This window comes from Streptomyces sp. NPDC001922 (assembly GCF_042891165.1).
Taxonomy (GTDB): domain Bacteria; phylum Actinomycetota; class Actinomycetes; order Streptomycetales; family Streptomycetaceae; genus Streptomyces.
The window spans coordinates 348,884-375,513 of the sequence record NZ_JBIASV010000010.1 but is presented as its reverse complement, the minus strand read 5'-3'; the positions used below and the strand labels follow the sequence as shown (position 1 = coordinate 375,513).

21 protein-coding genes are annotated in these 26,630 nt (G+C 72.7%); 16 read left to right on the top strand and 5 right to left on the bottom strand.

Annotated features, from left to right (window positions below; genetic code table 11):
* Positions 1–42 precede the first annotated feature (42 nt).
* On the top strand, positions 43–300 hold the full coding sequence (locus ACFYYR_RS20945; RefSeq protein ID WP_388855463.1) for a type II toxin-antitoxin system Phd/YefM family antitoxin: 258 nt from the start codon (positions 43–45) through the stop codon (positions 298–300).
* On the top strand, positions 297–557 hold the full coding sequence (locus ACFYYR_RS20940) for a Txe/YoeB family addiction module toxin (protein ID WP_388855358.1): 261 nt from the start codon (positions 297–299) through the stop codon (positions 555–557). The genes ACFYYR_RS20945 and ACFYYR_RS20940 overlap by 4 nt, the downstream gene beginning before the upstream one ends.
* 117 nt (positions 558–674) lie before the next feature.
* On the opposite strand, the gene ACFYYR_RS20935 is transcribed toward ACFYYR_RS20940, so the two are convergent.
* The 3 genes from ACFYYR_RS20935 to cobF all read right to left on the bottom strand — a co-directional run bounded on the left by ACFYYR_RS20935 (position 675) and on the right by cobF (position 3,781).
* A complete protein-coding gene (locus ACFYYR_RS20935; RefSeq protein ID WP_388855355.1) occupies positions 675–1,676 on the bottom strand; it encodes a zinc-binding alcohol dehydrogenase family protein in 1,002 nt (333 codons plus the stop codon).
* 3 nt (positions 1,677–1,679) lie between these two features.
* Complete coding sequence (locus tag ACFYYR_RS20930) at positions 1,680–2,678, bottom strand: hypothetical protein (protein ID WP_388855352.1); 999 nt, start codon at positions 2,676–2,678, stop codon at positions 1,680–1,682.
* Positions 2,679–2,992: 314 nt separating this feature from the next.
* Positions 2,993–3,781, bottom strand: a complete 789-nt coding sequence (cobF, locus tag ACFYYR_RS20925; RefSeq protein ID WP_388855349.1) for a precorrin-6A synthase (deacetylating) — start codon at positions 3,779–3,781, stop codon at positions 2,993–2,995.
* A 108-nt stretch (positions 3,782–3,889) separates the two neighbouring features.
* Between cobF and ACFYYR_RS20920 the strand changes: the two genes are divergently transcribed.
* The 5 genes from ACFYYR_RS20920 to ACFYYR_RS20900 all read left to right on the top strand — a co-directional run bounded on the left by ACFYYR_RS20920 (position 3,890) and on the right by ACFYYR_RS20900 (position 12,102).
* Positions 3,890–5,776, top strand: a complete 1,887-nt coding sequence (locus ACFYYR_RS20920; protein WP_388855346.1) for a methylmalonyl-CoA mutase family protein — start codon at positions 3,890–3,892, stop codon at positions 5,774–5,776.
* Positions 5,776–8,001 carry a methylmalonyl-CoA mutase gene (gene scpA / locus ACFYYR_RS20915; RefSeq protein WP_388855343.1) on the top strand — a complete coding sequence of 742 codons (2,226 nt, stop codon included), beginning with the start codon at positions 5,776–5,778 and terminating at the stop codon, positions 7,999–8,001. The genes ACFYYR_RS20920 and scpA overlap by 1 nt, the downstream gene beginning before the upstream one ends.
* Positions 8,002–8,005: 4 nt before the next feature.
* Entirely contained in the window at positions 8,006–8,998 is a 993-nt protein-coding gene (meaB, locus tag ACFYYR_RS20910; RefSeq protein WP_388855340.1) for a methylmalonyl Co-A mutase-associated GTPase MeaB, read from the top strand.
* Between the two features lie 422 nt (positions 8,999–9,420).
* Positions 9,421–10,845, top strand: coding sequence for a phytoene desaturase family protein (locus ACFYYR_RS20905; RefSeq protein WP_388855337.1), 1,425 nt, complete (start codon positions 9,421–9,423; stop codon positions 10,843–10,845).
* 219 nt (positions 10,846–11,064) lie between these two features.
* Positions 11,065–12,102, top strand: a complete 1,038-nt coding sequence (locus ACFYYR_RS20900) for a D-alanine--D-alanine ligase (protein ID WP_388855334.1) — start codon at positions 11,065–11,067, stop codon at positions 12,100–12,102.
* A gap of 216 nt (positions 12,103–12,318) precedes the next feature.
* Here ACFYYR_RS20900 and ACFYYR_RS20895 read toward each other — a convergent pair whose 3' ends face one another.
* On the bottom strand, positions 12,319–12,828 hold the full coding sequence (locus tag ACFYYR_RS20895) for a hypothetical protein (RefSeq protein WP_388855331.1): 510 nt from the start codon (positions 12,826–12,828) through the stop codon (positions 12,319–12,321).
* A gap of 305 nt (positions 12,829–13,133) precedes the next feature.
* The gene (locus ACFYYR_RS20890) at positions 13,134–13,373 is read right to left on the bottom strand and encodes a hypothetical protein (protein ID WP_388855328.1); all 240 of its coding nucleotides are present in this window, start codon (positions 13,371–13,373) and stop codon (positions 13,134–13,136) included.
* Positions 13,374–13,472: 99 nt separating this feature from the next.
* Here ACFYYR_RS20890 and ACFYYR_RS20885 point away from each other — a divergent pair, with 99 nt between their 5' ends.
* The 9 genes from ACFYYR_RS20885 (at position 13,473) to ACFYYR_RS20845 (ending at position 26,630) form a co-directional block, all read left to right on the top strand.
* On the top strand, positions 13,473–13,886 hold the full coding sequence (locus tag ACFYYR_RS20885; protein WP_388855325.1) for an HIT family protein: 414 nt from the start codon (positions 13,473–13,475) through the stop codon (positions 13,884–13,886).
* Positions 13,887–14,160: 274 nt separating this feature from the next.
* The gene (locus ACFYYR_RS20880) at positions 14,161–15,693 is read left to right on the top strand and encodes a phosphoribosyltransferase family protein (protein ID WP_388855322.1); all 1,533 of its coding nucleotides are present in this window, start codon (positions 14,161–14,163) and stop codon (positions 15,691–15,693) included.
* A 16-nt stretch (positions 15,694–15,709) separates the two neighbouring features.
* On the top strand, positions 15,710–15,979 hold the full coding sequence (locus tag ACFYYR_RS20875) for a DUF1876 domain-containing protein (protein ID WP_351515429.1): 270 nt from the start codon (positions 15,710–15,712) through the stop codon (positions 15,977–15,979).
* 204 nt (positions 15,980–16,183) lie between these two features.
* Positions 16,184–17,932, top strand: coding sequence for a DNA polymerase/3'-5' exonuclease PolX (gene polX, locus ACFYYR_RS20870; protein ID WP_388855318.1), 1,749 nt, complete (start codon positions 16,184–16,186; stop codon positions 17,930–17,932).
* 677 nt (positions 17,933–18,609) lie between these two features.
* On the top strand, positions 18,610–19,812 hold the full coding sequence (locus ACFYYR_RS20865) for an extracellular solute-binding protein (RefSeq protein ID WP_388855315.1): 1,203 nt from the start codon (positions 18,610–18,612) through the stop codon (positions 19,810–19,812).
* A 55-nt stretch (positions 19,813–19,867) separates the two neighbouring features.
* Positions 19,868–20,842, top strand: coding sequence for a carbohydrate ABC transporter permease (locus ACFYYR_RS20860; RefSeq protein WP_388855460.1), 975 nt, complete (start codon positions 19,868–19,870; stop codon positions 20,840–20,842).
* A gap of 110 nt (positions 20,843–20,952) precedes the next feature.
* Positions 20,953–21,723, top strand: a complete 771-nt coding sequence (locus ACFYYR_RS20855) for a carbohydrate ABC transporter permease (protein WP_388855457.1) — start codon at positions 20,953–20,955, stop codon at positions 21,721–21,723.
* Between the two features lie 72 nt (positions 21,724–21,795).
* Positions 21,796–23,862 (top strand): TIM-barrel domain-containing protein, encoded by a 2,067-nt coding sequence (locus tag ACFYYR_RS20850; protein WP_388855312.1) that lies wholly within the window; start codon positions 21,796–21,798, stop codon positions 23,860–23,862.
* Positions 23,863–24,128: 266 nt separating this feature from the next.
* A complete protein-coding gene (locus ACFYYR_RS20845; RefSeq protein WP_388855309.1) occupies positions 24,129–26,630 on the top strand; it encodes a SpoIIE family protein phosphatase in 2,502 nt (833 codons plus the stop codon).

Below are 26,630 nucleotides of genomic sequence, written 5' to 3'. Positions count from 1 at the left end.
GGGTGACGTACAATTTCTTGTACTTGAAAGGGGTGTGTGACGGTGAAGACCATGTCGTACTCGGAGTCGCGGGCGAAGTACGCGGAGGTGCTCAACGCCGTCACGGACGACCGAGAAGAAATAGTGATCACTCGCGCGGGGCGCGAGCCAGTGGTCATTGTCTCCCTGGAGGACTATGAGTCCTTGAAGGAGACTGCCTACATGCTCCGCAGCCCCGCGAATGCCCGTCGCCTCCTGGCCTCCATCGAGGAGTTGGAGAGCGGTGGCGGGACGGTGCGGGAGTTGGCGGACCCGGAGTGAAGATCACCTTTGCTTCTCGCGCTTGGGAGGACTGCCTCTGGTGGCAGGCCCAGGACCGCAAGATCCTCAAAAGGATCAACACGCTGATTGCGGATGTGGCGCGAAACGGCAACGAGGGGATCGGGAAGCCCGAGCCTCTCAAGCACGGCTTTCAGGGCTATTGGTCGCGCCGGATCAACGATGAGCACCGTCTCATCTACAAGGTCAAGGATGACGCGATCCTGATCGCGCAGTGTCGCTACCACTACGAGAGTTGACGGACCCGTGGGCGCAGGCGCGCCGCCTCGGCCAGGCGCCTTCCCGGATCCGTCTCTGCGGGCCGGGGGTGTCGCCTCGCACCCCGGGGTGCCGCGGTGGAAAGCGATGACGCCCCGCTACGGAACAAGCACCCCCACCCCCGTGATCCGTCCCGCCGCCAGGTCCGCGAGGGCACGGTCGGCGTGGTTCAGGGGGTAGCGGGTCAGACGGACGCGGGGGCGCAGGCGGGCTGCCTCGGCGAGGCATTCCCGGGCGTCCGCGCGGGTGTTCGCGGTGACGCTGCGCAGGGTCCGTTCCTGGAAGAGGTGGCGTGTGTAGTCCAGCTCCGGGATCGCCGTGAGGTGTACGCCCGCCACCGCGAGTGTCCCGCCGCGGTCGAGGGCCTCCAGGGCGGTGGGTACCAGGGTGCCCACCGGGGCGAAGAGGATCGCGGCGTCGAGCGGCTCGGGCGGCGCGGCCGGACCCGCCGAGGCCGCGCCCAGCTCCAGCGCCAGCTGCTGCGCCTCGGGCGAGCGGGTGACGACGTGCACGGTGGCGCCGCGGCCGATCGCGAACTGGGCGGCCAGATGGGCCGAGGCCCCGAAGCCGTAGATCCCGAGCCGGCCGCCCTCCGGCAGCTCGGCGCGGCGCAGCGCCCGGTGGCCGATGATGCCCGCGCAGAGCAGCGGCGCGGCCTCCTCCGCGCCCCACCCGGCCGGGAGCCGGTGGACGTAACGGACGTCGGCGACGGTGTACCGGGCGTAGCCGCCGTCGAGGTCCCAGCCCAGGTAGTGGGAGTGCGGGCACAGGTTCTCGCGTCCGCTGCGGCAGAACCGGCAGGTGCCGCAGGTGCCCGCCAGCCAGGCCGCGCCCACCCGGTCCCCGGCGGAGAAGCCCGTCACCGCGTCCCCGGCGTCGATGATCCGGCCGACCACCTGGTGGCCCGGGGTGCAGGCCTCCTTGTGGGGCGGCAGGTCGCCCTCCGCCAGGTGCAGGTCGGTCCGGCACACCGCGCAGGCCTGGACCTCCAGCAGCAGCCCGTACGGCCCCGGCTCGGGCATCGGGCGCTCCCGCAGCCGCAGCGGGCCAGAGGCGAGGGGGCCGGGCCGCTCCACCACCCAGGCGGATGTCGTCGCCATGGGCTACCTCCCGTCCAGCACGTCCTCGACCGGGAACGCCTCGGCGTGCGCGGCGGGCCGGGAGAGATGGAACTCGGAGTGGTAGGAGCCGTCGGTCTCCCGGCCCTCGGGGGAGCGGCCGGTGGCGCGGACGGCCTCCAGGGCGTGCCGCCGCTCGGAGTCGTCACTGAACCGGCGCTGCCGGTAGCTGCGGTCCGCCGCATGCTCCGTGACCAGCCCGAAGTCCGTCAGGGTGTCGACGATCGGGCCGTAGTCGACCGTTCTGAGCACGAAGGCGGCCACCCATACCGGTCCCGTCATGGGGCGGAGGATCCGTTCGAAGGTGCGGCTGGTGATGTAGCCGACGCCGCCGGTCACCGTGACCAGCCGGACCGGCTCCAGGGCCCGGACCAGGTCCGGGCTCGGATCGTTCCGTTCCAGGTCCTCGCCGAATCCCGCTTCCAGCAGCCCGGCGGCGGTCGCGTACGCCACCGCGTTGCGGGCCGCGTCGAGTCCCACCACCGGGGCGGGGTCCGCCGACCGGCGGCCGGCGTAGAACTCCCGGTCCCGCTCGATGAGTTGGCGGTCGGTCAGGGCGTCGAGGTCCGGGGAGGTGTAGCGGCGGTACAGCTCGTCCAGGGTGACGTCGTGGTTGAGCAGCGCCGCGTTGATGCCGTAGGAGCAGCAGACGTCGAGCACCGTGACCGGGCGCCCGGGGCCGCCCTGCTCCGGCCGGCCGCGCTCCGGCCCGCCCTGCTCCGGTCCACCGCGTCCCGTCCTGCCGCGCTCCGGGGCGCCCGCGTCCGCCTCCGCAGCCGCGGCGCGGGCGGCCAGCAGCCGTCGGAAGACCGGCTGGGCGTGCAGCGGTGTCTGGTACTCCAGCGGCTGCAGCCCGCGGAAGTAGGCACGGGGGTCGGGGCGGTCGTAGATGGCGTCGAAGGACGTCTTGCCCTGCCGTGCGTCGTCCGCGGACGAGCCGCCGCCCGGGGCAGCCCCCTCCGCCCCGCCCTGGATACCGGTCATAGCAGCCCTCGCTGTCCTGGTGCGGTCGGGACCCGGCGGCCCCCTCCATCGTGGCAGGGACCCGGCGGATGTGCCGCGGTGAGGACGCCACCGGGCGCAAGCCCGGGAAGGCCCCGGCGGGCCTCGGAGCCCCGGAGGCTCGGACGTGCCGCCGCGGACCGCGGGCCTCCGGCCCGGCCTGGGCCGAGGGGGCCGCCCGGGCCGGGGGGAGCCGGTCGGGGCCGAGGCGGCCGCCCGGGCCGAAGGAGGGCCTTCCGCCGACGCGAGGCCGGACCGGCACCGCCGGAAGCCCCCGCCCCCGCCCCCGCCCGCAGCTACTCCCCGGAGCGGTCGACGTCGCCCCGCTCACGGCGCAGCAGATAGGTGTCCATGATCCAGCCCTTGCGCGCCCGGGCCTCCTCGCGCACCGCCCGGATCCGGTCCGCGACCTCCCCCAGCCGCCCCGAGATCAGGATCTCGTCGGGCGTGCCCAGATAGGCGCCCCAGTGGATGTACAGGTCCGGTTCGCCCAGCCGGGTGAATTCCTGGTGCGCGTCGAGCATCACCACGACGTCGTCGGCGCTCTCGGGGAAGCCCTCCGCCAGCCGCCGCCCGGTGGTGATCTGCACCGGGCGGCCCACCCGGTTCAGCCCCGTCCGGTGCCGGGCGGCGAGCGCCGAGACGCTGCTGATCCCGGGGATCACGTCGTAGTCGAAGGTCACCCCGCCGCGGGCCAGGACGTCGTCCAGGATCGCCAGGGTGGAGTCGTACAGCGACGGGTCGCCCCAGACCAGGAACGCCCCGCACTCGCCGTCCGCGAGCCCGTCGCGGATCATCTCCTCGCACCGGTCGGCGCGCCGCCGCCGCCAGTCGTCGACCGCGGGGGCGTACGCCGCGGAGGACACGGCGCGGTCCCGCTCCGGGTCCTGAGCCTCCATCAGCCGGTAGGGCCGGTCCACGGCGTGCCGCTGAAGGATCTCGTGCCGCAGCCGGGTCAGGTCGGACTTCTCCCGTCCCTTGTCCAGGATGAAGAAGACATCGACCGTGTTGAGTGCCTTTACGGCCTGCAGGGTCAGTTGATCGGGGTCGCCCGATCCGATGCCGATGACGCGGATCTTTCTCACGCTGCCCGAGTCTGCCCGATGGAACGCCCCGGCCGGCGCAGGTGAAGAGGGCAAGGTCACATCCGAGCGCACTGCTGCTCAGGGGGTCGGTTCGCCTAGCCTTCCCTCATGACGGTCCTGCCTGACGACGGGCTCTCCCTGGCCGCCGAGTTCCCTGACGCGACCCGCGAGCAGTGGCACCGCCTTGTCGAAGGCGTGCTGCGCAAGTCGGGCACCACGGATGTCTCGGGCGCGGCGGCCGAGGACACGCTTGCCACCGAACTCCAGGACGGGCTTGCCACCCGCCCGCTGTACACCGCCGAGGACGGCGCCGACGACCCCGGGTTCCCGGGCTTCCCCCCGTTTGTCCGGGGCGGCAGGCCGGAGGGCACCTCGGTGTCCGGCTGGGACGTGCGCCAGCGCCACGCCCACCCGGACCCGAAGCGGTCCAACGAGGCGCTGCTCGCCGACCTCGAGAACGGTGTGACCTCGGTCTGGCTCGCCGTCGGCGAGGCGGGGATCCCCGTCGGCGGCCTGTCGCAGGCGCTTGAGGGCGTCTACCTCGACCTGGCCCCGGTCGTGCTCGACGCCGGAGCCGAATTCGCCCCGGCCGCCGCGGAGTTGTTCCGGATCCTCGCGGAGCGCGGCGTGCCCGCCGGGGCCGCGCTCGGCGGACTCGGCGCCGACCCGCTCGGGCTCGTCGCCCGCACCGGGAGCGGCACCGGCCTGTCCGGCCGGGTGGCCGCCGCCGCGGACCTCGCCGCCCGCTGCCACCGCGACCACCCGGGCATCCGCGCCCTGGCGGTGGACGCCCTGCCGTACCACGAGGCCGGGGGCTCGGCCGCCGAGGAGCTGGGCTGCGCCCTGGCCACCGGCGTGGCCTACCTCCGCGACCTGACCGCGGCCGGTCTCTCCGTCGACGCGGCCTGCGGACAGCTGGAGTTCCGGTTCGCCGCCACCGCCGACCAGTTCCTGACCATCGCCAAGCTGCGCGCCGCCCGCCGCCTCTGGGCCCGGGTGGCCGAGGTCTGCGGCGCCGCACCGGCCGCCGCGGCACAGCGTCAGCACGCCGTGACCTCCGCGGTGATGATGACCCGTCGCGACCCGTGGGTGAACATGCTGCGCACCACCGTCGCCTGTCTGGGCGCCGGGGTCGGCGGCGCCGACGCCGTGACGGTGCAGCCGTTCGACAGCGCCCTCGGCCTGCCGGACGCGTTCGCCCGGCGCATCGCCCGCAACACCTCCTCGATCCTGCTGGAGGAGTCCCACCTGGCCCGGGTCATCGACCCGGCCGGCGGCTCCTGGTACGTGGAGCGGCTCACCGACGAGCTCGCACAGGCCGGGTGGGCCTGGTTCCAGGAGATCGAGCGCGCCGGCGGCCAGGCCGCCGGACTGCGCACCGGCCTGATCGCCGAGCGCCTGGAGCGCACCTGGCAGCGGCGCCGCGAGGACCTCGCCAAGCGCCGTGAACCGATCACCGGTGTCAGCGAGTTCCCGCTGCTGGCCGAGACCGTCCCCGAGCGCGAGACCGCGCCCGCCGGCCCGTCCGGAGGGCTGCCGCAGGTCCGCCGCGACGAGGCGTACGAGGCGCTGCGCGCCCGCTCCGACGCCCACCTCGCCGCCACCGGCGCCCGGCCGAAGGTCTTCCTCGCCGCGCTGGGCACCCCGGCCGCGCACACCGCCCGGGCGACCTTCGCCGCCAACCTGTTCCAGGCGGGCGGCATCGAACCGGTCCACGACCCGGTGACCGTGGACGCGGAGTCCGCCGCCGACGCCTTCACCCGCAGCGGCGCGGGCGTCGCCTGTCTGGTCTCCAGCGACGCCGTCTACGCCGAACAGGCCGAGGCCGTCGCCGCCGCCCTCGCGGCGGCCGGTGCCCGCCGGGTGTTCCTCGCCGGACGCCCCGGCGAGCGGCGGGAGGCGTACCGGCAGGCGGGGATCGACACGTTCGTCACCGCGGGCGGCGACGCGGTCGCCGTCCTCTCCTCCGCACTCGACGACCTGGGGGTGGCGTGATGCAGCGCAGCACCGGACAGCAGGCAGCGATCCCCGACTTCACCGGCATCGGCCTGGAGCCGGCCGGGGCGTCCGCGGCCGACGCCGAGCAGTGGCGCGCCGCGCTGCAGGACAGCACCGGCAAGGGCGACGCCGACCTGCTGTGGGAGACCCCGGAGGGGATCGGCGTGAAGCCGCTCTACACCTCCGAGGACGTGGCGGGGCTGGACTTCCTGGGCACCTACCCGGGCATCGCGCCCTACCTGCGCGGCCCGTACCCCACCATGTACGTCAACCAGCCGTGGACGATCCGTCAGTACGCCGGATTCTCCACCGCCGAGGAGTCCAACGCCTTCTACCGCCGCAACCTCGCCGCGGGCCAGAAGGGCCTCTCCGTCGCCTTCGACCTGCCCACCCACCGCGGCTACGACAGCGACCACCCGCGGGTCACCGGTGACGTCGGCATGGCGGGCGTGGCCATCGACTCCATCTACGACATGCGGCAGCTCTTCGACGGCATCCCGCTGGACCGGATGAGCGTGTCGATGACGATGAACGGCGCCGTGCTGCCGGTGCTGGCGCTCTACATCGTCGCCGCGGAGGAGCAGGGCGTACCGCCCGAGAAGCTGGCCGGGACCATCCAGAACGACATCCTCAAGGAGTTCATGGTCCGCAACACCTACATCTACCCGCCGCAGCCCTCGATGCGGATCATCTCCGACATCTTCGCGTACACCTCGCAGAAGATGCCGCGCTACAACTCGATCTCCATCTCGGGCTACCACATCCAGGAGGCCGGGGCCACGGCCGACCTGGAGCTGGCGTACACCCTCGCCGACGGCGTGGAGTACCTGCGGGCCGGGCTCGGGGCCGGGCTCGACGTGGACGCGTTCGCGCCGCGGCTGTCCTTCTTCTGGGCGATCGGCATGAACTTCTTCATGGAGATCGCCAAGCTGCGCGCCGCACGGCTGCTCTGGGCCAAGCTCGTCAAGCGGTTCGACCCGCAGAACGCCAAGTCGCTGTCGCTGCGCACCCATTCGCAGACCTCCGGCTGGTCGCTGACGGCCCAGGACGTGTTCAACAACGTCACCCGCACCTGTGTCGAGGCGATGGCCGCCACCCAGGGCCACACCCAGTCACTGCACACCAACGCCCTCGACGAGGCGCTGGCCCTGCCCACCGACTTCTCGGCCCGGATCGCCCGCAACACCCAGCTGCTGCTCCAGCAGGAGTCCGGGACCTGCCGGTCCATCGACCCGTGGGGCGGCAGCGCGTACGTGGAGCGGCTGACCCACGACCTGGCCCGCCGGGCCTGGCAGCACATCGAGGAGGTCGAGGCCGCGGGCGGCATGGCCCAGGCCATCGACGCGGGCATCCCCAAGCTGCGCGTCGAGGAGGCCGCGGCCCGCACCCAGGCCCGGATCGACTCCGGCCGGCAGCCGGTCATCGGCGTCAACAAGTACCGGGTCGGCGGCGACGAGGCCATCGAGGTGCTCAAGGTCGACAACTCCTCCGTCCGGTCCCAGCAGATCGCCAAGCTGCGCCGGCTGCGCGAGGAGCGCGACGAGGCCGTCTGCCAGGACGCGCTGCGGGCGCTGACCGCCGCCGCCGAGGCCGGATCGGGCCAGGGCCTGGAGGGCAACCTGCTCGCGCTGGCGGTCACGGCGGCCCGCGCCAAGGCGACCGTCGGGGAGATCTCGGACGCCCTGGAGAAGGTGTACGGACGGCACTCCGGCCAGATCCGTACCATCTCCGGTGTGTACCGGGAGGAAGCCGGAGCGTCGTCCGGCGTGGAGCGGACCAGGACGCTGGTCGAGGCGTTCGAGCGCGAGGAGGGCCGGCGGCCCAGGATCCTCGTCGCCAAGATGGGCCAGGACGGCCACGACCGCGGCCAGAAGGTGATCGCCACGGCCTTCGCCGACCTCGGCTTCGACGTCGACGTCGGCCCGCTGTTCCAGACGCCGGAGGAGGTCGCCCGGCAGGCCGTCGAGGCCGACGTCCACATCGTCGGGGTCTCCTCGCTCGCCGCGGGCCACCTCACCCTGGTGCCGGCGCTCCGCGAGCAACTGGCCGAGCAGGGCCGGGAGGACATCACCATCGTGGTCGGCGGGGTCATCCCGCCGCAGGACGTGGAGCCCCTCCGCGAGATGGGCGCCGCCGCGGTCTTCCTGCCCGGCACCGTCATCCCCGACGCCGCCCACGACCTGCTGAAGGGCCTGGCCGGGTCCCTCGGCCACGAGCTGTGAGCCCATGCCGCGGACGATCGACATCGATGCGTACACCAAGGGCGTCCTCGACGGGTCCCGGGCGTACATCGCCCGGGCCGTCACCCTCGTGGAGTCGACCCGGCCCGACCACCGGGAGGCGGCGCAGCGCCTGCTGATCGAGCTGCTGCCGCACACCGGCCGGGCGCGCCGGGTCGGCATCAGCGGGGTACCGGGTGTCGGCAAGTCGACCTTCATCGACGCGCTGGGCACCCGGCTCACCGGCCTCGGCCACCGGGTCGCGGTGCTGGCCGTCGACCCGTCCTCCACCCGGACGGGCGGCTCCATCCTCGGCGACAAGACGCGGATGGAGCGGCTCTCCGCCGACCCGGACGCCTTCGTCCGGCCCTCGCCGAGCGCGGGCACCCTCGGCGGGGTGGCCCGCGCGACCCGCGAGACCATCGTGGTGATGGAGGCCGCGGGGTACGACGTGGTGCTGGTGGAGACAGTCGGCGTCGGCCAGTCGGAGACGGCCGTGGCCGACATGGTCGACACCTTCCTGCTGCTCTCCCTGGCCCGCACCGGCGACCAGCTCCAGGGCATCAAGAAGGGCGTGCTGGAGCTCGCGGACGTCGTCGCCATCAACAAGGCCGACGGCCCCCACGAGCGCGACGCGAAGTCGGCGGCCCGTGAACTGGCGGGCGCGCTGCGGCTGTTGCAGGGGCACGACGCGGAGTGGAACCCGCCGGTGCTCACCTGCAGTGCCCGCGAGAGCACCGGCCTGGACACCGTGTGGGAGCAGGTGGAGCAGCACCGCAAGGTGCTGGACGCCACCGGCCGGCTCGCCGCCAAGCGCCGGGACCAGCAGGTCGACTGGACCTGGTCCATGGTCCACGACCAGCTGCTGGCCCGGCTGCGTGAGCACCCGGAGGTGCGCCGGCTGGCCCCGGAGCTCGAACAGCGGGTCCGCGAGGGCGCGTTGACGGCGACCCTGGCGGCGGAGCGGCTGCTCGACGCGTTCCGCGAGGCGGGTTCGTAGGCCATGCGTCCGGCCCGGCCCTGAGAGCGGAGCCCCGAGCGGGGTGCCGAGAGTGGGGCACCTGCCCCGGGGCCCGGCACAGTATCCCGGCACCCCGGCGTCCCGGCGACCCTCCGCCGGGGCCGACGCCTCCGACGCGGCGGGCTCGCTACCCTCGAAGGTGTGGCCGCCGCACCCGCCACAATCCGGCGGGACCGCCGGGGCCACCCCTTCCGGGGCGCCGGGCACCGGGCCCGGCGACGCCGCGGGCGGAGGGAGGGCAGGCCCATGACTCCGGCGCCGGACAGCGGACGCGGCCGCCGCCTTCCGGCTGCCGCGGCCTCCCGGGGCGGGCGGGAGCCGCCGCGCCCGGGACAGGCCACGCGGCCGCGGCATGCGGGGCGGCCGGGTACCTCGGCGACGCACGGTCGCGGGGGCCTCCGATGACCGACGCGATCGTGGTCGGCGCCGGGCCGAACGGGCTCGCCGCCGCCGTCACCCTCGCCCGGGCCGGTCTGCGGGTCACCGTCCTCGAAGCCGCGCCGACGATCGGCGGCGGGACGCGGTCGGGCGAACTCACCGTCCCCGGCGTGCTGCACGACCACTGCTCGGCCGTGCACCCGCTCGGTCCGCTCTCCCCGTTCCTCCGCTCCCTCCGCCTGGAGCGGTACGGGCTGCTGTGGCGGCGGCCCGAGGTCGAACTGGCCCATCCGCTGGACTCCGGGGCGGCCCCGGCGCTGGTGCGCTCCGCCGCCGAGACGGCCGTCGGTCTGGGAACGGACGGGGCCGCCTGGCTGCGGCTGTTCGCCCCGCTCGCCGCCGACCTCGGCCGGCTGGCCGAGGACGTGCTGCGGCCCGTGCTCCGGGTGCCCGGCCACCCCGTGGCGCTGGCGCGGTTCGGCAGCCGGGCGCTCCTCCCGGCGACCGCGGTCGCCCGCCGGTGGCGCACCGAGGAGGCGCGCGCCCTGTGGGCGGGTGCCGCCGCCCACACCCTCGGCCCGCTGGACCGGCCCCTGACCGCCGCCGTCGGGCTGCTGCTCACCGCCGCCGGGCACCGCACCGGCTGGCCCGTCGCGCGCGGCGGATCGCGGGCGGTCACCGACGCCCTGGCCGCACTCCTCGCCGACCTCGGGGGCACGGTGGAGACCGGCGTACGGGTGCGTTCGCTGGCCGAACTGCCCCCGGTGGACACGGTGTTGCTGGACCTCTCCCCGCGTGCCGCGGTGGACCTCGCCGGCGACCGGCTGCCGCCCCGGGTGCGCCGGGCCTACCGCGACTGGCGGTACGGCCCGGCCGCGTTCAAGGTCGACCTCGCGGTCGACGGCGGAGTGCCGTGGCGGAACGAGGTCTGCCGCCGCGCCGGAACCGTCCACCTCGGCGGCACCCTGGAGGAAGTCGCCGCCGCCGAACGGGAGATCGGCCGCGGCCGGATGCCGGAGCGGCCGTTCGTCCTCGTCGCCCAGCAGTACCTCGCCGACCCCGGGCGGTCGGCCGGGGACGTCCGTCCCGTCTGGGCCTACGCCCATGTCCCGCACGGCTACCGGGGGGACGCGACGGAGGCGGTCCTCGCCCAGTTCGAACGGTTCGCGCCCGGACTGCGGGAACGCGTCGTGGCGCGCTTCGTCCGGCCGCCCGCCGACCTGGAGGTGTACAACCCCAACTGCGTGGGCGGCGATGTCATCGGCGGGGCCAACACCGCACTCCAACTGGCTCTGCGGCGGCCGCGGATCACCCCGGACCCGTACCGCACCGGCATCCCGGGCGTCTTCCTCTGTTCCGCGGCGACGCCCCCGGGAGCCGGCGCGCACGGCATGTGCGGCCACCTGGCGGCCCGGTCGGCGCTGCGGGAGCTGGGGCTGCCCGACTGACGGTCCGCACGGCGCCCGCTGTTCCCGTGGCGGGGTACGGGGAGCGGGGCGGGCCGGCGCCCCGGGCGGTTGACGTCCGCTGTCCGGCGCCGGTGGCCGACACGCGGGTACGGGCCGGGGGTACGGACGGCTGCGGGTACGGGTGGCCGCAGGTGCGGGCGGGCTTCGGGCCGGGCGCCGGCGTGGGCGCCGGCCGGGGGAGTGCGGCAGAATTCCCGTATGCGTGTTGTGATCTTGTGTGGTGGAGAGAGCCCGGAGCGAGACGTCTCCCTGGCGTCCGGCTCGTCGGTGGCCGGGGCACTGCTGGAACGGGGCCACGAGGTGGTGCTCGTCGACCCGGCCGCCGCGGAGCCGGTCCTGGCCGGACCGCTGCGACCCGGTGACGCGGTCCACGCGTTCGAGGTCGGGAAGGAACCGCCGTCCCTCGCGGACCGCCACCGGCTGCGGGAGCGGATGCACACCGCCCTGACCGGCGGCCCGGTCCTGGAACTGCTGCGCGACGCGGAGCTGGTGTTCCTGGCGCTGCACGGCGGCTGGGGCGAGGACGGGCACGTGCAGGCGCTGCTGGAGATGGCCGGCGTCCCCTTCACCGGCGCGGGCAGCGCGGCCTGCGCGGCCGCGTGGCACAAGGGCCGGGCACAGGCGGTCCTGGGCGCGGCGGGCGTCCCCGTGGCCGAGCGGGTGCTGTGGCCGTCCGGGGAGTCCGAGGTGCCGCGGGACGTACGGCGGCTGGTGGAGGCCGGACCGGTGGTGGCCAAGCCGGTCGCGGACGGTTCGAGCGTGGCGGTCCACCGGGTCGACTCGCTGCCGGAGCTGGCGCGGGTCGCGGCCGAGGTGCACGCCGGCGCCGTCGAGCTGCTGGTGGAGCCGTTCCTGCCGGGGCGGGAGTTCACGGTGGCCGTGGTCGGCGACCGGGCGCTGCCCGTGATCGAGATCGAGCTGACGACACCGCTGTTCGACTACGCGGCCAAGTACCAGCCCGGGGCGGCCAGTGAAGTCTGTCCGGCCCGCATCCCGGACGCCCTCGCGTCCCGGCTGCAGGAGGCGGCGCTGCGCGCGCACCGGGCGCTGGGGTTCGGCGACGACGCGTACTCGCGGACCGACTTCCGCTGCGACGCCGCCGGCGAGCCGATGTGCCTCGAAGTGAACGCCCTCCCGGGCCTGACGGCGATGAGCCTGCTGCCGCTCGCGGGCAGCGGCGCGGACTGGGCCTACCCCGATCTGGTCCAGCGCATCGTGGACCTCGCCACGGGCTGAGGGGATTCCGCGGGGCCGCGCAGCTCCGCGAGGCGCTGAGCGGCCCCATCGGGCGAGCGGCCTCTCGCGGCGCGCCGAGCCCCTCACGAGCAGCGCTCCCGGCCGGGGCCTCTGGCGCCGGGAAGCGCCGGCCGGTCCCCGGACCCCGTCCCCCGCCCGGACGCTGACCGGGGGGACGGGGGCCTACCCCGCCACCTCCCGCCGGAACGTCTCCCGTCAGAACATCTGCAGGGCCAGGCTGGCCAGCGGAAGCCCGAGCTGCCAGGCCGGGGTCCACACGGTGGGGGCCGGGTCCTCGTCGACGTCGGCACCCTCCCAGGTGCCGGCGTCGTAGTCCTCGTCCGCCGACAGCAGTTCGGTCTCGACCAGCCGCCGCCACGCCGCCCGGGCGAACGGCAGATCCGCTCCGGTGTGCCCGATCGCCTGCTCCTCCCGCTGGAGGTACTGGAGGCGGCGGGAGCACCAGCTGTGCCAGGGTTCCGCCGCCGCCGTCAGATCGCACCAGTGCTCCAGCTGCGACACCACACCGGCCCCCGACAGCTGCGCCCCGCCCGAGAGGAAGGCCGTCAGCGCCAGGGCGTCCCGGCCGGCCCGGAACTCCAGGGTGGTGGGCTGCATCAGTTCGGCCTGCCGGAGCACCTCGTCGGCGACGTATTCGGCGTACAGCCATGCCATCGGCACGGCCAGCTCATCCCCACTGGCGCTGCCCGCCCGCTCCGGCATCATGCCGCCCACCTCCGCTCCACCACGTCCCGGTCATTCGCGCGCCCACTCTCATTCACGGACGAAGACCGCTCTGTGCTCAATGGAGCGCGAAAGGAATCGCCCGAGGTCACATCCCGCCCGAACGGGCATGATCCGCCCGGGTCGGATACGGGACGCGGGGCGTGGAACGAAAGGACGGCGTCCGCTGTCGGATGCCGTCCCCGTCATGGCCCGGATGCCGGTCGGTCCCTCCCCTCGGTACGCCGCTCACGACACCCCGCGGCACCTTCTCCAGAGGACGGACGGGACGGCCGCCACGGTTCCCGTCAGGCCTCCCCGGGGTGCCACTTCGGCCACTTGCCGGGCCGGTCGGTCCAGTGGACCTGCTCCGGATCGTCGAAGTCGATGTCCGGGAAGACCTGCCGCACCCGCACGTCGAATTCCTCGCGCTCCAGCGGCTCCCAGCCGACCCCGCGCAGATGCACCAGCCGGTACCGGCCATCGGTGTCGAACGGCGCCACCACGACCGGTACGTCCTGCTCGGGGGCGCTCGCGGCGTTCTTCATGCCTCCAGGGTGCTCCCGGTACGCCCCTCCCGGCCAGCGGGGACCGGCGTGCGGACGAAAAGCCCGGCGGAGGCCGCGCGGGGGCGGTTCACTGGGGGCGTGGACTGCGTTTTCTGTGCCATCGTCGCGGGTGAGGTGCCCAGCCACCGGGTCTTCGAGGACGAGACCGTGGTGGCGTTCCTGGACGCCCGACCGCTCTTCCCGGGGCACGCGCTGGTGGTGCCGCGCCGCCACAGCGAGACGCTCGGCGACCTCCCGGGCGCCGAGGTGGGGCCGTTCTTCCTCCGGGTGCAGCGGATCGCGGGGGCCGTGGAGCGGGGGATGGGTGCGGCCGGGTCGTTCGTGGCCGCCAACAACCGGATCAGCCAGTCCGTGCCGCATTTCCACGTCCATGTGGTGCCCCGCAACCCCAAGGACGGGCTGCGCGGATTCTTCTGGCCCCGCGGCCGGTACGCGGACGGCGCCGAGGCGGAAGCGACGGCCGCCCGGGTGCGGGCCGCGCTGGAGGACTGAGCCGGCGCCCGGCCGGCGCCGGGGGCTCGCCGCCCCGCGCGGCCGGTATGCCCCGCGCGGCCGGTACGCCCCGCCGGCGGTGGCCCCGCGCCCGGCCACCCGCTTCCGCGCCGTCCCGCGGCTGCCCGGTAGCCGGTGGCGCCGGCCTGCACCGCCGGGCCGTGCTGCCGCCACCCGGTTGCATCTTCGCCGCATTTCGTATTGATTCGATACGTACCAGTCTTCCGGGTACCCAGTCCTGCGGGCCGTCGTCTCCCCGGGCTGGAGGTGCATCATGCGGTTCGCCGACCGCGCGGAGGCCGGGCGCCGCCTCGCCGGGCAGCTGGACCATCTGCGCACCGAACACCCCGTCGTCCTCGGGCTGCCCCGGGGCGGGGTGCCCGTCGCCTCCGAGGTCGCCCGCGCGCTGGACGCGCCGCTGGACGTCATCCTCGTCCGCAAACTCGGCGTCCCCTACCACCGGGAACTCGGCTTCGGCGCGATCGGCGAGGGCGGGGTGCGGGTGGTGCACGACAGCATCATCCGGATGAGCCGGGTCGACGAGGCGGATCTGGCCGAAGTCCAGCGGACCGAGGAGGCGGAACTCCAGCGGCAGGCGCTGCGGTTCCGCGGCGGCCGCCCGCAGATCCCCCTGGCGGGCCGGACGGCGATCGTGGTGGACGACGGCATCGCGACGGGCGCGACGGCGTCCGCCGCCTGCCGGGTCGCGCGGGCGCACGGCGCGGCCCGGGTGGTCCTGGCCGTTCCCGTGGCGCCCCCGGACGCCGCCGTCGCGCTCCGCTCCGAGGTCGACGAACTGGTGTGCCTCTCCACGCCGAGCGCCTTCTACGCGGTCGGCGAGTGGTACCAGGACTTCGCCCAGACCCCGGACCGGGACGTCGTCGACCTCCTCGCCCGGGCGGCCCCGGACACCGGGGCCGGCACCGGAGCCGATACCGGCCCGGACCCGCCCGGCGGCGCCTCCCGGGAGGCCGCCCCGGGAGGCACGGCACCGGACCGAGCACCGGACACCACCGGATCAGCGGCCACCGCACCGGATCCCGTTCCTGGAGCTCCCCGTACCGCCGGGGCGCCCGCGACGCCGTCCGGGGCCGAGCCCGCCGCGACGCGGCGCGAGATCGGGGTGGACACCGACGGGGTCCGGCTCACCGGTGACCTGACGGTCCCCGAGGGGGCGCGCGGCCTCGTCGCGTTCGCCCACGGAAGCGGCAGCAGCCGCCGCAGCCCGCGCAACCGGAGCGTCGCGGCGGCCCTCAACGACGCGGGCCTGGGCACCCTGCTCTTCGATCTGCTCACCCCCGAGGAAGAACTGGACCGGGCCAACGTCTTCGACATCGAGACCCTCTCCCGCAGGCTCCTCGGAGCGGTCGCGCTGCTGCGCCGCCGCTACGGGGGCGTCCCGGTCGGCTGCTTCGGGGCCAGCACCGGCGCCGCCGCCGCGCTGCGGGCCGCGGCCCGGCGCGACTGCGGCATCGCCGCCGTGGTCTCCCGCGGCGGGCGGCCCGACCTCGCCGGCCCGGGGCTCGCGGACGTCACCGCGCCCACCCTGCTCGTCGTGGGCGGCCGGGACACCACCGTGCTCGACCTCAACCGCCAGGCGGGGACCAGGCTGACCTGCGAACACCGGCTCGCCGTCGTACCGCGGGCCACCCACCTGTTCGAGGAGCCCGGCGCCCTGGACGCCGTGTCGGACCTCGCCCGGGACTGGTTCCTGGAGCATCTCGCCGGGGTCCGCCCGGAGACCCCCGCGGGCGCCGCGCGCCCGGCGTCGACCCGGAGGCACCCCGAGGCGCATCCTGGAAACTGAGCTGGAGGTGACTGTCATGCAGACCATCACCGGATGGCACGTCGACATGGAGTTCCGCGAGGTCGACAACAAGACCGAAGCAGCCGCCCTGCTGCGCGTGCAGGACGGGACGGAGCTGCGGGCGCACGGGCGGGCCAACCGCCACCCGGACGACCCGGAGCAGCCACGGGTCGGCGAGGAGATCGCCGCGGCCCGCGCCCTCAACGACCTCGCCCGGCAGCTGCTGGCCAAGGCGGGGGTGGAGATCGAGGAGGTCACGCATCTGCGGGCACATCTGGCGATGTGACCCGAGCGCCCCGAGGGGCGACGCCCGCGGCGGGGCCGGTCCGTCGCACATCGGCCCCCGGTGCGCGGGCCCGCACGGCACCGGCCCCCATCGGCCGGTGCCGCCCGGGGGCAAGCGCCGGGTCCATGCTTCGGCCCCGCGTCCGGCGCCCCCACACCACCGCGGGCACGGGCCGGACCCCTGCCCCGGATCTAGACTTGGGACGTGGCCCGACCCAACAAGGACGTCGAGGCTCTGCTCCAGGAGTACGCCGACCTCGTCCTGATCACCGGCGGAGACGCGTTCAAGGCGCGCGCCTACGAGAAGGCCGCACGGGCCATCGGCGGATACCACACCGACGTCTCCCGGCTCGACGCCGCGGGCCTGCGCGAGATCCCCAACGTGGGCCGCTCCATCGCCGACAAGGTGACCGAGTACCTGCGCACCGGCCGGATGCCCGCCGTCGAGGACGTCCGCGCGCGGATCCCCGCCGGAGTGCGGGAGCTGATGGCCATCCCCACCCTCGGGCCCAAGAAGGCCCTGACGCTCTACGAGGACCTGCACATCGCCTCCGTCCCCGAACTCCGCGACGCCATCGCGGAGGAGCGGCTGCGCGACCTCAAGGGCTTCGGGCCGAAGACCGAGGAGAACATCCTGCACGGCATCTCCCTGATGCAGGCCGCCGGTGACCGGGTGCAGATCGACACCGCCATGGAGGTCGCCGAGGAGATCGTGGCCGAACTGTCCGCGCTGCCCGGCTGCGAGAGGTGCGCCTACGCCGGTTCGCTGCGCCGGATGCGCGAGACCATCGGCGACGTCGACATCCTGGTCGCGTCGGAGCGCTCGGAGCCGTTCATGGAGGCCTTCACCCGCCTCCCGTTCACCACCGAGACCATCGCCCACGGCGCCAAGAAGACCTCGATCCGCACCACCAAGGGCCTCCAGATCGACCTGCGGGTGGTGCCCCCGGACTCCTGGGGCGCCGGCCTGCAGTACTTCACCGGCTCGAAGGCGCACAACATCCGCACCCGCGAGATGGCCGTGCGCAACAAGCTCAAGCTGTCCGAGTACGGCCTGTTCCACGCCAGGAGCGGGCGGAGGATCGTGTCCCGCACCGAGGAGGAGGTCTACGCCCGCCTCGGCCTCCCCTGGATCCCGCCCCCGCTCCGCGAGGACCGCGGCGAGGTCGCCGCCGGACTGCGCGACGAGCTGCCCGACCTGGTCACCGAGGCCGACATCCGGGGGGACCTGCACACCCACACCGACCTCACCGACGGCGTCGCCACCCTGGAGGACATGGTCGAGGCCGCCGCCCGGCGCGGCCACCGCTACTACGCCGTCACCGACCACGCGCCCAACCTGTACATGCAGCAGATGACCGACGAGAAGATGCTCGCCCAGCGGGAGCGGGTGCGGGAACTCGACGGCAGGCACCGCCGGATGCGGCTGCTGCACGGCACCGAGCTCAACATCGACCCGGACGGGAACGTCGACTGGCCGGAGGACTTCCTCGCCGGGTTCGACCTCTGCGTCGCCTCGGTGCACTCCCACTTCAACCAGAGCCGGGACGCCCTGACCAAGCGGCTCATCCGCGCCTGCGAGCACCCGTACGTCGACATCATCGGGCACCCCACCACCCGTCTCATCGGGAAGCGGCAGCCGCTCGACCTGGATCTCGACGCGGTGTTCGCCGCCTGCGCCCGCACCGGAACCGCCCTGGAGATCAACTCCCACCCCGACCGCCTCGACCTGTCCGACGAGAACATCCTGCTGGCCAAGCGGTACGGCGTGCAGTTCGCCGTGAACACCGACGCGCACTCCACCCTCCACCTGGACTGCCTGCGCTACGGCGTGGGCACGGCCCAGCGGGGCTGGCTCACCGCGGAGGACGTGATCAACACCTGGCCCCTGGACCGGCTGCGCCGGTTCCTCCACCGGGCCGGCCGGGCACCCGGACGGCCCCGACGAGGCTGACCAAGGGGCAGCGCCGGCTCCTGTTCGGAGTCCACCGGTCACGACCGGGCCCTGCGGGCCGTGCCCGCAGAAGCGATGAACGCAAGCGCCCGGATCTCGGACGTCCGGAGGATCCGGCGGTCCGGTATCCCTTTCCCCACCGGCGAGCCGTCGGTCCGGGTGGAGAAGACCGATCGGCGTGATCGCCTCCGGCCCGGAGCCCGGGCACCAGGATTTTGCCTCAGCCATCATATGCCTTTTACGGGAAATGCAGGACATTTCTTGACATTGCCGACAAGGCGTGCCTGTAATGCCTCTGTTGAACCGGTTCGCGAATCCGTTGAGGCGTTGCTCCATGCGGTGGTCAGTCCGGCAGTGCCTTCCACCCATGGCCCATTCCGCCCTGATCCGGCAGCTCGCGGCATCCCGGCGACTTGGCCCGGCTCCCGCGATACGCCCGCCGTGCAGGGCTGGACGCCGAGCTTTCACCCGCAGTTCTGCGCCACACGTCCGGAATGCCCAGGAGCAGCGTCCACGGATGATCCGCTGCGAATTCTGTGGTCCTTCGCGTGGTGATCCGTGTGCGCCTCTTCTCACGTCGGCAGAAGGCCTGAGCCGCACATATCAACGCCTGCACACCGTTACCCCTTGGAGCCGCCATGCGTACCTCTGTGAAGTCCCGTCGCACCCGGTCAGCCATGGCTTTGGTGGCGACGGCCACCGCGGCCGGTCTGCTGCTGACCGCCTGCGGCGACGATGGCTCGCCGCAGTCCGCGGACGGCGACAACCTCACTCTGACCGAAATGGACTACTACAACACCCCACCCGGGCGGGGCCCCCTGGGTGAGCAGCTCAACCAGTGCGGCAAGAAGGCCGGGGTCACCATCAAGCGGCAGATTGTGCCGGACCTGCGCACCAAAGTGCTCCAGTTGGCGAACAGCCGGGCGCTGCCGGACCTGATTCTCGTCGACAATCCCGACCTGCAGCAGCTCGCCGCCACGGGAGCCCTCACCGACCTCGGTCCGGCCGGTGTGAAGACCGACGGGCTGTATCCGAACGTCGTCGCGGCGGGTAAGTACCAGGGGAAGCTGTACGGTGTCGCGCCCGGTGTGAACCAGTTGGCGCTGTACTACAACACGTCGATGCTCAAGAAGGCGGGCGTCAAGCCGCCCGCCACGTGGGACGAGCTGCGTGTCGCGGCGAAGAAGCTGACCCAGGGCGACACCGTGCACGGAATCGGCTTCGCCGTGCCCGCCACGGAAGAAGGCAGTTTCCAGTTCGAGTCCTTCTTCTTCGGCGCCGGCGCTTCCCTGAAGACGCTCGATTCGCCGCAGGCCGTGTCGGCGCTGAATCTCCTGAACGAACTGGTCTCCTCCGGTTCGGCGCCCAAGGACGTGCTCAGCTGGAATCAGATGAATGTCGGGGAGCAATTCGCGAACGGCTCGCTGGCCATGATGATCAATGGCCCCTGGGAGCTGCCCCTGCTGCGAAAGGCAGGGATGAACGACTTCGGCGTCGTGCCGGTTCCCGCCCCGGCCGGGCGCACTCCCTCCGGAGCGCTCGGCGGCGAGGTGTGGGCGATCGGCGCCAGCGGGGAGAAGGCCCGCAAGGCGGGCGAGGTCATCAAGTGCATGGTGTCGATGGAAAACAGTCTGGAGTGGGCAAAGCTCACCAATTACGTGCCGTCCGACGAGAAGGCGGCCGCAGAATTCCGTGCAGCGGTTCCCTCGGTGAAGACATTCGTGGACACCATCGGAAGCGCCAAGGGCCGTTCGGAGGAAGTCGGGCCCGCATATCCGAAGTACTCGCAGGCGATGTGGACCGCGGTGCAGAGCGCACTGTCAGGGAGCAAGTCGCCCAGCGCGGCGCTGACCGACGCACAGAAGCAGGCGACGGAATGAGTGCCGATCCGCGGCCCCGTCGGCGGTCCACGCCGACGACGATCCTCCTGGACGGATAGTCGTGGCTCCAGCACGTCCCAAGCACCCGGCGGCGGTCGCCGGCCGCAAGCGGCCGCCGCCGGGCCGCTCCGTGGCTCCGGCGGCTCGCAGCCGGCGGCTCGGGGTCGGGTTCATCCTGCCGGTCGTCGTGTTCGTCGCGGTGTTCTACCTCTACACTCTGGCCCGCAATGTGACGCTGTCCTTCCAGGACTACGACATCAGATCCCTCTACAGCGGCAACGCCCCGTTCATCGGCCTCGCCAACTACCGCAAACTGCTGAGCACCCCCGCCTTCGGCACCGCCGTCGTCAACACGGCGGTGTTTGTCGTGGGCTCGCTCGTCTTCCAGTTCACGATCGGCCTGGGGCTGGCGGAGTTCTTTCGCCGCTCGTTTCCGCTCGGCCGGCTGTTACGGTCGCTCGTACTGATCCCCTGGCTCCTGCCCCTGGTCGTCTCCGGCACGTTGTTCCGGTGGATGCTCGACACCAGCAACGGCGTCGTCAACCAGATCCTGCTCACCCTCCACCTGGTCCAGGACCCGGTGCCGTGGCTCAACACTCCCGACACCGCCATGGCCGCAGTGCTCCTCTGCAACATCTGGATCGGTGTGCCGTTCAACATGGTCATTCTCCACGGCGGGCTGCAGACCATCCCGACGGAGCTGTACGAAGCGGCTTCCCTGGACGGCGCCGGCCGCTGGCAGCAGTTCCGCTATGTCACACTTCCCCAGCTCAGACCAGTGATCAGCATCGTCCTGACGCTCGGCCTGATCTACACGCTCAAGGTCTTCGACGTGATCTGGGTGATGACCAAGGGCGGCCCGGCAAACGCCACCAACACGATCAGCACCTACGCCTACCAGCTGTCCTTCGGCGGCCTGTCGGAGTTCGGTCTCGGAGCGGCCGCGGGCGTTCTGCTCGTCCTCGTGGCCTCCGTCTTCGCCCTGCTGTATCTGCGCACGCTGCGCGCCGAACCCGGAGTCCGCGCATGAACGCCGCCCGCGCTGCTCGGAGCCGGCCCGGAAGGGTCCGTGGCGGACCGCGCCGGGCGGCCGTGGCGCCGTGGGCGAAAACCGCGTTCGGTGTGGTCGTCGTCGCCGTCATGCTGTTCCCGCTGTACTGGATGGTGAACGCGTCCTTCCAGACCAATCAGCAGTTGGCCCGGCCCTCACCGCACTGGGTGCCCATCGACGGCACACTCAGCGGCTACGAGAACGCGCTGTCCCAGCAGGGCGGCCATCTGCTGGCCTCCCTGATCATCGCCGCGGGTGCCACGGGCCTGACGCTGGCCCTGGCTGCTCCGGCGGCCTACGCGCTGGCGCATCTGCGCTCTCCGGGCAGCAGGACGCTGCTGAGCGTGCTGCTGGTCGTCCAACTCGTGCCCGGCATCGTCATGGCCAACGCGCTGTACCGCATCTTCGCGTCCGCCCGGATCCTCAACTCGGCCCTGGCGTTGATCCTGGCCGACGCCACGCTCGCCGTCCCCTTCGCCGTGCTCATCATGCGGGCCTTCATGACCGCCATCCCCCGGTCCCTGCTGGAGGCGGCGGCCTTGGACGGCGCAGGCGCGGTACGCACCTTCTGGCAGATCGTGCTTCCCATGTCCCGCAACGCGCTGATCACATCGGGCCTGTTCGCGTTTCTCTTCGCATGGGGCGACTTCCTGTTCGCCACCACGCTCAATCTCAACTCCACCACCTGGAAGCCGATCACGCTGGGTCTGTACGACTACATCGGTGCCGGCACCAACACCACCAGTTGGAACTCGGTGATGGCCACAGCCGTCATCTCTTCCCTGCCCGCCGCGCTGCTTCTGGCGGTTGTCCAGCGGCACATCGCTGCCGGGCTCACCAGCGGCGCGGTCAGGGACTGACCGTGCCCCGAACCGCCACCCGTGCCCCTCGCACCGCCACCGACCCGTACAACAGCCCTGGAAAGGAGCAGCGTGTCTCCGACCGACGGCACCAGGCCCGCACCCTCCGCGTCCGCCACCGGCGCAGCCGGGAACAGCTCCCCGCCCCCCGCCTCCTCCCGTCCGGCCGTCCGTCTCGAGTTCGGTGACGCCGAGCACGTACTGCGGGTGGAGCCCTGGGGAGCCGACAGCGTCCGGGTGCGCTCGGCCCGGCACCGTGTGCGGGACGACCTGCCGGGAGCCTTGACCGCGCCCCCTGCCGCCGCGGCGGCACAGGTGGAGGCGGGTCCCCAGGGCACTCGGATCCTCACCGTCGGGCGGCTGCAGGTGGAGCTGTCGCCCCAGGGCCACCTGCGTTTCGTGCGCACGCAGGACGGAACCGAGCTGCTGCGCGAGTCCGCCGGTCACTTCGCCTGGCCCGGCGCCCGCCAGTTCACACCGGTCGGCGGGGGCAGCCATCGGCTGGACCAGCGCTTCGCCGCCCATGACGGTGAGCAGTTCTTCGGGCTGGGCCAGCACTCCCACGGGCGCCTCGACCACAAGCACCTGGTGATCGACCTGGTGCAGCGCAACGGGGAGGTCACCATCCCGTTCACCCTCTCCTCCCGAGGCTACGGACTGCTGTGGAACCTGCCCGCCGTCGGACGGGTGGAGCTGGCCGCCGATCAGACCCGGTGGGTCGCCGACGCCGCCGATCAGATCGACTACTGGATCACCACCGCTCCGACTCCCGCCGACATCATGAACAACTATGCCGATGCCACCGGGCACGCCCCCCTGCTGCCGGAACGGTTCCTCGGCCTGTGGCAGTCCCGCCTGCGCTACCGGACACAGGAGGAACTGCTGGGCGTCGCCCGCGAATACCGGCGCCGGGGCCTTCCGCTGTCGGTGATCGCCGTGGACTACTTCCACTGGCCGCATCTGGGGGACTGGTGCTTCGATACCGCCGACTGGCCCGATCCGGCCGGCATGGCGGCGGAACTGGAGAGCATGGGCGTACGGCCGCTGGTGTCCGTGTGGCCGTCCGTCAGCGTCGTGAGCGAGAACTACGCGCACATGCGGGACGAGCGGCTGCTGCTGGGAACGGAGCAGGGCCAGCCTTTCCAGCACGTCTTCCCCGACCTCCAGGTCGACCACCAGTCCCTGCCCGTGGTGTTCTACGACCCCACCGACGAGCGGGCTCGCGACTACATCTGGAGCCGCGTCAAGCGCAACTACTACGATCTCGGCTTCCGGCTGTGGTGGCTGGACGGCTGCGAACCGGAGATGTACCCCGAGCAATTCGGCAACCTGCGGTACGCGGCGGGCCCCGGCCGGGCGGTGGCCAACGTCTATCCGCGCGACCATGTGCGCGGCTTCTACGAGCACATGCGCGCGGAAGGCGAAGACGTACCCGTCAGCCTGGTGCGCTCCGCGTGGGCCGGCAGCCAGGCCTACGGGGCGGCTCTGTGGTCGGGTGACGTCCCGGCCACCTTCGAGGCACTGGCGGTGCAGGTGCGCGCGGGGCTGAGCGCGGGCCTGAGCGGCATTCCGTGGTGGACCAGCGACATCGGCGGTTTCCACGGTGGTGACCCGGACGACCCCGACTACCGGGAGTTGCTCGTCCGCTGGTTCCAGTTCGCCGTCTTCTGCCCGCTGCTGCGGATGCACGGCAACCGTGAACCGCGGGACGCCTTCGCCGAGGGCCGGAACGGGGGACCCAACGAACTGTGGTCCTACGGGCAGGAGGCCTACCGGATCCTGACCCGGCAGTTGCGGCTGCGCGAGGACCTGCGTCCGTACCTTCACCAGCAGATGGCCTCCGCGGCGGACCGCGGTGCACCGGTCATCCGGCCGCTGTTCTTCGGCTTCCCCGACGACCCGGCCGCCTGGACGGTCGAGGACCAGTTCCTGTGCGGCCCGGACCTGCTGATCTGCCCGGTGACCCGACTCGGCGAACGGCACCGCCAGGTCTACCTGCCGGCCGGCGCCGACTGGGTGGACCCCGCCACCGGAACGGTCCACGACGGCGACCGGACCATGACAGCCGACGCTCCACTGGAACGCATCCCGGTCTTCCTGCGCCGCGGATCGGCCCTGGACGTGGAGTTCCCGGGCTGAGAGCGGGGCCGTTGCGGAGGTACGGCGTCGTCGGCCGCCCGGCCGCACGCGGCTGGGCGGCCGTCCCGGGTGGCCGGGTCCTGCGGATGGATCTCCAGCGAACTCCTCCACGTGGCCGACGACGCCCTGCCGATCGTGTCGCTCGTGTCCGTGGCGGACGCTTCCGATATGCCTCGAGGCTTTGAGTGACAGAGCAACTTGTTCGATTCCTCTCCCGCATGCACCATGGGACTGTGCGTAACGTTGCTCGAAGGAATTGAGCAAGAATGGCCACTTCTTCGACGGAAACTCGTCACTCCGGGTGTTCGATCGATGTACCCATGGCCATCATCAGCGTGGGGGGCATGGTCACAGGGTGGAGCGAGGGGGCTCGGCAACTGCTGGGCTACGGCGCCCAGGAGGTGGTCGGACACCCCGCCTCCGACCTTCTGATCAACAGGGAGTTCCCGGAGGCAGCCGGGCTCTGCCTCATCGAAGCCCGGGAATGGAGCGGCACAGCGGGACTCCGGCACCTGGACGGCCACCGCGTCGATTTGACCCTGCACCTTCAGCCGTCCCTGGGTGACGACGGAACGGCCCAGGCGTTCGTCGTGACCGCCACTGCGGGTGCCGCCGAGGCGGACGACGATCGACGGATGGTGGAGTGGGCGTTCACCCAGTCCTCCGTCGCGCTTTCCACCTACAGCACCACCTCACGCACCTGGCAGTTGAACGCGGCCGCGCGCGGGGGTGAGCAGCGCTCGCCGGCGGGGCGCGGGACAGGCGGGCCCGCCGGCGACGGGGCGCAAGCGGCCGCAGCGCAAGCCGGAGCCGTCGAAGACGGGCAGCGGCGGGCGGCGGAAGCGGGCACCTGGTCCTATGCGGACCTGCTGGGGGGAGACCGCGCTGACGAGGGGTTCCTGCGATGCGTGCGCCAGGTCGCCGAGGAATCCCGGCCCATGCGCTACGAGCACCACGCCCCGGCCGCACCGTCCGCTCACCGGCGCGCCTGGACCATCGATATGTGGCCCGTCCGCAACCCCGACACCGGCCGCGTGGCCGGTGTCGGGGCTGCGGCGTTCGACAGCAGCGAGCAGGTTGCCGCTCGGCAGCGCCTGGCTCTGCTGAACGAAGCGGGCACCCGCATCGGAACCACCCTGAACGTGACGCGCACGGTTCAGGAACTCGCCCGCCTGGCCGTCCCGCGGTTCGCCGACTCCGTCACGGTGGACCTCCTCGACTCCGTGACCCGGGGAGAGGAGCCGTCGCCCGGCCCGGCCGACGCCGCCGTGGTGCTGCGCCGGGTCGCGCACCGGACCGCCGAAGGGGTGCCCGAGGCCGACACGGAGATCGGCGAGGCCGATACCTATCCTCCGCTCTCACCCCCCGCACGCGCCCTGACCAGCGGTCGAACGGTGCTTTGCGGTCCAGAGGACCCCGACTTCCCCCGGTGGGGCGCCGTCGGCATGGGGAGATCGGCCCGCGTCGAGGAGACCGGATTCCACTCGGTCATGGCTACCCCGCTCCGAGCGCGGGGCCTGACCCTCGGAGTCGCCGTCTTCGCCCGCACAGCAGGCTCGAAACCCTACGAGCAGGACGATCTGATCCTCGCCGAGGGACTCGCGAGCCGGACGGCCGGCAGTGTGGACAACGCGCGCCGTTTCTCCCGGGAACGCGCCAATGCCCTCACCCTCCAGCGCAGTCTGCTGCCCCGTCACCTCCCCAAGCAGGCAGCCGTCGAGGTGGCGCACCGCTATCTGCCCATCGGTGGGGGAGCCGAAGTGGGCGGCGACTGGTTCGACGTCGTCCCCCTGTCGGGCACCCGCGTCGCCCTGGTCGTCGGCGACGTGGTCGGCCACGGCATCCATGCCTCGGCCGCCATGGGGCGACTGCGTACCGCGGTGCGCACACTCGCCGGAGTCGATCTGCCTCCGGACGAGCTGCTCACCCACCTCGACGAACTGGTCACCCACCTGACCTCGGACAGCGACATCCGGCATGAGCAGGACACCGGGGAGATCGGTGCCACCTGCCTCTACGCGGTCTACGACCCGGTCTCCCGCATCTGCACCCTGGCCAGCGCCGGCCATGTTCCCCCCACCGTGCTGCTCCCCGACGGCACGGCCAGCGTGGTCCAGCTCACCCCGGGGCCGCTTCTGGGGGTCGGCGGCCTGCCGTTCGAGTCCACCGAGCTGGAACTCCCCGAGGGAAGCCTGCTCTCCTTCTACACCGACGGCCTGATCGAGGCCCGCGGCCACGATCTCGGTGTCGGCCTGGAGCGACTCCGCGGAGCCCTCGCTTCCGCCGTGCCCTCGCTGGACGGCACCTGCGACATCATCCTCAAGGCCCTGCTGCCCGAGAGTCCCGCCGACGACGTGGCTCTGCTCCTGGTGCGTACTCGTGCCCTGCACACCGACCAGGTCGCTGCCTGGTCGCTGCCGTCGGATCCCGCCATCGTGGCCGACGCCCGGGCCCAGGCCTCCCGTCAGCTGGCGATCTGGGGGCTCGCCGACGCGGCGTCCATCACCGAGCTGGTGGTGAGCGAGCTGGTCACCAATGCCATCCGCTACGGGGACGCCCCCATCGGGCTGCGGCTGATCCGGGACCGGACGCTGATCTGCGAGGTCTCCGACGCCAGCAGCACCTCCCCCCATCTGCGCCACGCCCGCACCTACGACGAAGGCGGACGAGGACTGGACATGGTGACCCAGCTCACCCAGGGCTGGGGCACCCGCCAGACCCCCACCGGCAAGACCATCTGGGCCGAACAACGTCTCCCAGCCGACTGA

Coding starts and splice junctions, on each gene's coding strand:
- ACFYYR_RS20935 (WP_388855355.1), bottom strand. CDS start 1,676: ATGGCGACGACATCCGCCTGGGTGGTGGAGCGGCCCGGCCCCCTCGCC.
- ACFYYR_RS20930 (WP_388855352.1), bottom strand. CDS start 2,678: ATGACCGGTATCCAGGGCGGGGCGGAGGGGGCTGCCCCGGGCGGCGGC.
- ACFYYR_RS20920 (WP_388855346.1), top strand. CDS start 3,890: ATGACGGTCCTGCCTGACGACGGGCTCTCCCTGGCCGCCGAGTTCCCT.
- scpA (WP_388855343.1), top strand. CDS start 5,776: ATGCAGCGCAGCACCGGACAGCAGGCAGCGATCCCCGACTTCACCGGC.
- meaB (WP_388855340.1), top strand. CDS start 8,006: ATGCCGCGGACGATCGACATCGATGCGTACACCAAGGGCGTCCTCGAC.
- ACFYYR_RS20905 (WP_388855337.1), top strand. CDS start 9,421: ATGACCGACGCGATCGTGGTCGGCGCCGGGCCGAACGGGCTCGCCGCC.
- ACFYYR_RS20900 (WP_388855334.1), top strand. CDS start 11,065: ATGCGTGTTGTGATCTTGTGTGGTGGAGAGAGCCCGGAGCGAGACGTC.
- ACFYYR_RS20895 (WP_388855331.1), bottom strand. CDS start 12,828: ATGATGCCGGAGCGGGCGGGCAGCGCCAGTGGGGATGAGCTGGCCGTG.
- ACFYYR_RS20890 (WP_388855328.1), bottom strand. CDS start 13,373: ATGAAGAACGCCGCGAGCGCCCCCGAGCAGGACGTACCGGTCGTGGTG.
- ACFYYR_RS20880 (WP_388855322.1), top strand. CDS start 14,161: ATGCGGTTCGCCGACCGCGCGGAGGCCGGGCGCCGCCTCGCCGGGCAG.
- ACFYYR_RS20875 (WP_351515429.1), top strand. CDS start 15,710: ATGCAGACCATCACCGGATGGCACGTCGACATGGAGTTCCGCGAGGTC.
- ACFYYR_RS20865 (WP_388855315.1), top strand. CDS start 18,610: ATGGCTTTGGTGGCGACGGCCACCGCGGCCGGTCTGCTGCTGACCGCC.
- ACFYYR_RS20855 (WP_388855457.1), top strand. CDS start 20,953: ATGCTGTTCCCGCTGTACTGGATGGTGAACGCGTCCTTCCAGACCAAT.
- ACFYYR_RS20845 (WP_388855309.1), top strand. CDS start 24,129: ATGGCCACTTCTTCGACGGAAACTCGTCACTCCGGGTGTTCGATCGAT.